The organism is Streptomyces sp. NPDC057253 (genome assembly GCF_042669125.1).
Classification (GTDB): domain Bacteria; phylum Actinomycetota; class Actinomycetes; order Streptomycetales; family Streptomycetaceae; genus Streptomyces.
Map to the genome: position 1 here is coordinate 1 of NZ_JBHUXV010000259.1, position 4,906 is coordinate 4,906.

At 69.7% G+C, this 4,906-nt stretch carries 3 protein-coding genes and 1 pseudogene; 3 read left to right on the plus strand and 1 reads right to left on the minus strand.

Going from position 1 to position 4,906, the window contains the following annotated elements:
• Positions 1–391: 391 nt before the first annotated feature.
• Entirely contained in the window at positions 392–2,227 is a 1,836-nt protein-coding gene (locus tag ACFULQ_RS48520) for an RICIN domain-containing protein (protein ID WP_383558095.1), read from the plus strand.
• 175 nt (positions 2,228–2,402) lie between these two features.
• Positions 2,403–2,531: pseudogene (locus ACFULQ_RS48525) on the plus strand (IS5/IS1182 family transposase); the annotation flags it as partial.
• A 134-nt stretch (positions 2,532–2,665) separates the two neighbouring features.
• Here ACFULQ_RS48525 and ACFULQ_RS48530 read toward each other — a convergent pair.
• The gene (locus ACFULQ_RS48530) at positions 2,666–3,694 is read right to left on the minus strand and encodes a LysR family transcriptional regulator (RefSeq protein WP_383558098.1); all 1,029 of its coding nucleotides are present in this window, start codon (positions 3,692–3,694) and stop codon (positions 2,666–2,668) included.
• A gap of 69 nt (positions 3,695–3,763) precedes the next feature.
• On the opposite strand from ACFULQ_RS48530, the gene ACFULQ_RS48535 reads away from it, so the two are divergent.
• Complete coding sequence (locus ACFULQ_RS48535) at positions 3,764–4,687, plus strand: DMT family transporter (RefSeq protein WP_383558101.1); 924 nt, start codon at positions 3,764–3,766, stop codon at positions 4,685–4,687.
• The last annotated feature ends 219 nt before the right edge of the window (positions 4,688–4,906 follow it).

Genomic DNA, 4,906 nt, shown 5'->3' on the forward strand with positions numbered 1-4,906 from the left:
GGTTCTCCATCCACCCGCTGCTTCCCTCGCCCCAGAAACACCAGATGAGCGCACCCCCCCGACCGTCGCGCCGGCTGTTCCTCGGCAGCGGGTCAGCGAGCGCCGTAGCCAACTCCCAGGACGCCACCGTTCACACGACCGCCGGGGCTCGCCGAGCCGTCCTGGTCTTCGTTCCGCTCCCACAACCACCCGGACCGCTGCATCCGCGATCAGCCATCTGGCGTTCGCCACCCCCGGCGTCAGGCGTGCCGTGCTCCGCGGCGAACGGCAAGCGGTCAAGGCGAAAAAATCTCTGGATCTTCGCGGCAACCTTTCCGATCTCTCGGACCACTAAGCGTTGTCCGGCCAAGCGGGCCGGTCAGATGCGACAGCTGGAAGAGAGAGCACAGGCATGTCCCAGGAACGAGAGCGCAGACATGTCGGCGGCCACCGTGCCGACGACGACGGTGCCCGCGGTGGTCGTCCGAAGCACCGTGGTCGTCGGTTGCTTGCGCGTCGGGGTCTGTGGGCGGGTGTCGCCATGGTGGTCGTGGCCGGCTCGGCTGTCGTGGTCAGCCAGGCTTCGGCGGATCAAAAGAAGACTCTGGATCTGAAGAAGTGGTACGTGCTGGTCAACCGCAACAGCGGCAAGGCGCTGGACGACCGCGGCTCCGCCAAGAACGACGGCGCGGCGATGGTGCAGTGGAGCCGTCACGGCGGCGCCAACCAGCAGTGGCGGTTCGTCGACTCGGGTGACGGGTACTACCGGCTGCAGAACCGCAGCTCCGGCAAGGTGCTGGACGACCTCGGCTGGTCGAAGGCCGCCGGCTCGGCCATCGTGCAGTGGAGCGACCTGAACGCCGCCAACCAGCAGTTCAAGCCGGCCAAGTCGTCGAACGGCTATGTGCGTCTGGTCAATCGCTTCAGCGGCATGGCTGTGGGCGTCAAGAGCGCCGCCAAGGCCAACGGGCGCGGCATCGTCCAGAACCGCGACCGGGCCGCCGCCAACCAGCAGTGGAAGCTCGTCGAGGTCGGCAGCGTCGGCAACACCGGGAATCCGGGGAGCTCCGGCAGCACGCCCACGCCCAGCGCCGGCACTCCGGCGAGCCAGGCTCCGAGCAGCACCCCGACGTCGCCGTCGACGTCTCCGGCCGCCACCAACGGCACGTCGGTGAAGAGTTTCATGGGCAGTGACAAGGTGCTCATCGGCGGCTCTATGTCCGACGCCTCGTTCAACGCCGCGCCCTTCGACGTGCGCTACGCCTACATACACAGCCAGCCCGCGCCCTCGTCGGAGGCCTATACGGCGTCGCGTTGCAAGGCTGAGTGGTCGAGCTGGTGGGGCTGCTGGGGCGGCACCAGCACGGCGCCCGGCAACCAGGTGACCTGGCAGGACAGCGTGGCGGCCAAGGCGACCTACCAGGGCAAGTCGCGACCGCAGAAGTATCTGTGGACCTGGTACTCCCTGCGGGACCTCGGGGACGCGGCAGGCGAGGGCGACGGCCCCGGCGAGGTCAAGGCCATCAACCGGACCGACCTGCTCACCAAGTACCTGAACGACTACCGTTTCTTCCTCCAGAAGATCGGCACGTCGCACGACGCGATCGACCTCGAGCCCGACTTCTGGGGCTTCGCCCGGTCGCTCGGCAACCTGCACGACGTTCCCGCACAGGTCAAGGCCTCGAATCCGACGGACTGCGGATCGCAGGAGAACAGCGCCTCCGGACTCGCCCAGTGCCTGATCTCGATGGGGCACAAGTACGCGCCGAACACCGCCGTGGGGCTGCACCTCTCCTGCTTCGACTGGGAGAGCAACCTCCAGAAGTGCGTCAAGGACTACGCGGACCTCGGGGCGAAGAACGCCGACTTCCTGGTCACCGATGTGTCGGACCGCGACGCGGGCTGGTACGCACAGCCGGCCCACGGCGGCAGTGACCACTTCTGGAACGACCAGAAGGCCGCCGCCTCGCTGAAGTTCTGGAAGACGATGGCCGAGTCCGTGGGCAAGCCGGTCGTCCTGTGGCAGATCCCCGTGGGCAACATGGCGCAGAACAACACGTCCGGCCACTACAAGGACGACAAGGTCGACTGGTTCTTCTCGCACATGGACCAGGTCGCGGACGCCCACATCGCCGGCCTGCTGTTCGGCGCGGGGTGGTCGGAGCAGACGACGCCCGAGACCGACGGCGGAAACCTGTTCCGCAAGACGATCGCGTATCGCGACTCGGGTGGCACAGCCCTCAGGTAGGCGAGGCCGACGACATGCGCCCCCGTCTCTTCGATGGGGGCGCATGTCGTCGTCTTCGTCGGGCTGAGGACCTCGCCTCGTTGTCCTACCGCTCGATGCCGGGGACCGTTCACGTCCGGCGCTGCCGGCGGGGCCGTTGCTGCCGGGCGAGGAGGACGACAACGCGGCTCATCGCACGGTGCGTGCACGGGTGGAGCACGTGATCGGCTGCATGAAGAACCACAAGGTCCTGCGCGACTGCCGCCGGCGCGGCGACGGTCTCCATCACGCGGTCCAAGCCGTTGCCCACATGCATAAGCTCGCCTCGCACCGTCATCCTGGACGACCGACTCACTGGGGGCTTCCGTCACCAACTCACGGGCCGGGACCGGTAGAAGCCGTTGCCACAAAACCCCTGGCCTGGGATGGAGCCGGGGCCGGGACGGATCATGCGAGCTGTCAGGAGGTCGTGCGGCGGCCGAGACCGCCGCGCCGTGTCGCATGGACGGAGGATTGAGGGACACGTACTGACGGCAATTCCCACGAGGTGTCTCCCGCTGCTGCTGTTCCCGCGCCGCACGCCGATGCCCGCAAGCGGGAGCGCCCCCTACTCGGGGTACGGCGCGCTGGAGACGACTGGCGGAAGAACTCGCTGAGGAAGGACGCCAGTTCGGTGATCGCGGTGTGAGTGGGTGGCTCGCTCCAGACCGGGTGGAGCGGGAGGGCGGGGGCGTCGGTGAGCGGGCGGTAGGCGACGCCGGGGTAGGGGTGCATCTCGGCGGTGGCGACGCTGCTGACACCGACGCCTCGCCCTGCGGCGATGGCGGCCAGCCAGTCGTCGGTGTTGGCCACTTCCCAGGTGGAGCCGGGGCGGGCATCCTCGGCCCACAGCTGGGGTGTGGTGGTGCCTGAGACGGGGTTCAGCACGATCGTGTGCCCTGTCAGGTCGGCCAGGACCAGGTCGGCGTGTGCGGTCAGGTCGCTGTCCGCTGGGACGGCGGCGACGCGCTGCTCATAGGCCAGCAGGGCGCTGGAGACACCGGGGATGGCCAGAGGGCCGCGCAGCAGCGCGGCGTGCACACGCCCGTGGGCCAGGCCCGCGGTGCCGTCGTCCATACGCAGCAACTCCAGCGGCGTTCGGGGGCGGGCCTGTTGCCAGCGGCGCAGCACGGTGGAGGTGTGGCGGCCCAGGGCCGACCAGGTGTGTCCCACACGCAGCGGCCAGATGTCGGTGTGACCGGGGTCGAGTGCGGCGTCGACGGCGGCGACGGCGGCCGCGGCCCGGACGCGGAACGCCTGTCCCGCGTCGGTCAGGCGCAGGTGGTGAGTGTTGCGGTCGACGAGCCGTACCCCGATGTGCTCCTCCAGCGCCCTCAGGGTGCGGGACAGCGCGGGCCGGCTGATGCGCAGGCGAGCAGCGGCGCGCGTGATACCACCCTCCTCGGCGATGGCGAGGAAGGCCCGCAGATGCCGCAGCTCCATGGTCATACCCAGCAAGCATAACCACGGGTGGATCGGCATTTCCCAGGCCACTCACCCGCCCGTAGCGTCGAATCCATGACCGCCACGCCGCCCTTCGCTTCGTCGGCAGCCGACACAGCCGCCAGGCCCGCGCCGCCTGCACTGGAAGGCCAGGGCTGGTCGGCCGGCGGCCCAGCACTGGGAGCCGGCCTGGTCCTGGGCGGCCTGTTGGCCCAGGAATTCGGCGCCGCGATGGCCGCTTCCCTGTTCCCCCGGGCCGGCGCTCTGGGCATCGTCGCGCTGCGCCTGACCGTCTCCGCGGTGCTGCTGTTGGCGGTGTGCCGGCCCAGAGTGCGCGGCCACCGCCGCGCCGACTGGGCGGTGATCGTCGCCTTCGGTGTCGCCCTGGCGGGCATGAACACCCTCTTCTACCAGGCCATCGCCCGCATCCCGCTGGGAGCGGCGGTCACGTTGGAAGTGCTCGGCCCGCTCGTGCTGTCCGTGGTCACCGCCCGCCGCGCCACCAGCTGGCTGTGGGCCGCGCTGGCTCTGGGCGGCGTAGCACTGCTCGGCCGCGGCGGTCTGGACACCCTGGACGGCGCAGGCGTCGGCTTCGCCCTGGGCGCCGCGGTCCTTTGGGCGGCCTACATCCTGTTGTCCGCCCGTACGGGGGCCCGCTTCCCCAAGGCTGACGGCCTCGCCCTGGCAATGACGCTCGGAGCAGTTCTCAGCCTCCCGGCGGGTCTCGCCGATGCCGGGGGCCGACTGCTTGATCCCGTCACCCTCGGCCTGGGCGCGGCGGTTGCGGTGCTCTCCTCCGCCCTGCCCTACACCTTGGAACTGCTGGCGCTGCGCCGGCTTGCGCCTGCCACCTTCGCCGTCCTGATGAGCCTGGCCCCGGCCGTCGCCGCCCTGGCCGGCTACCTTGTCCTGAACCAGAGCCTGACCGGCATCGACCTCATGGCCATCACCCTGGTGGTAGCCGCGAGCGCGGGAGCCGTGCGCGCCTCCAGCCGATGACCGACGACCGGCTCCGCCCCAGCGGATCACCCTCGAGACGAAACCGACCACGCCAGGTCAGCTCGCTGGGACAGCGGGAATGCCTGACCGGCGGGGGCTGTCGTGGAGGGCGTGGGAGTGAAGGGGGGGGGTGCCTCTATGTCTTTGGTCAAGCGAGGCGTGGGGTTCGGGGTTCGTAGAAGGTGCCGTCGCGGAGCATCGCGAAGAGCACGTTGATGC

Excerpts from the sequence above, each read along its gene's own strand:
- ACFULQ_RS48530 (WP_383558098.1), bottom strand. The coding sequence starts at position 3,694 with ATGACCATGGAGCTGCGGCATCTGCGGGCCTTCCTCGCCATCGCCGAG.
- ACFULQ_RS48535 (WP_383558101.1), top strand. The coding sequence starts at position 3,764 with ATGACCGCCACGCCGCCCTTCGCTTCGTCGGCAGCCGACACAGCCGCC.
- ACFULQ_RS48520 (WP_383558095.1), top strand. The coding sequence starts at position 392 with ATGTCCCAGGAACGAGAGCGCAGACATGTCGGCGGCCACCGTGCCGAC.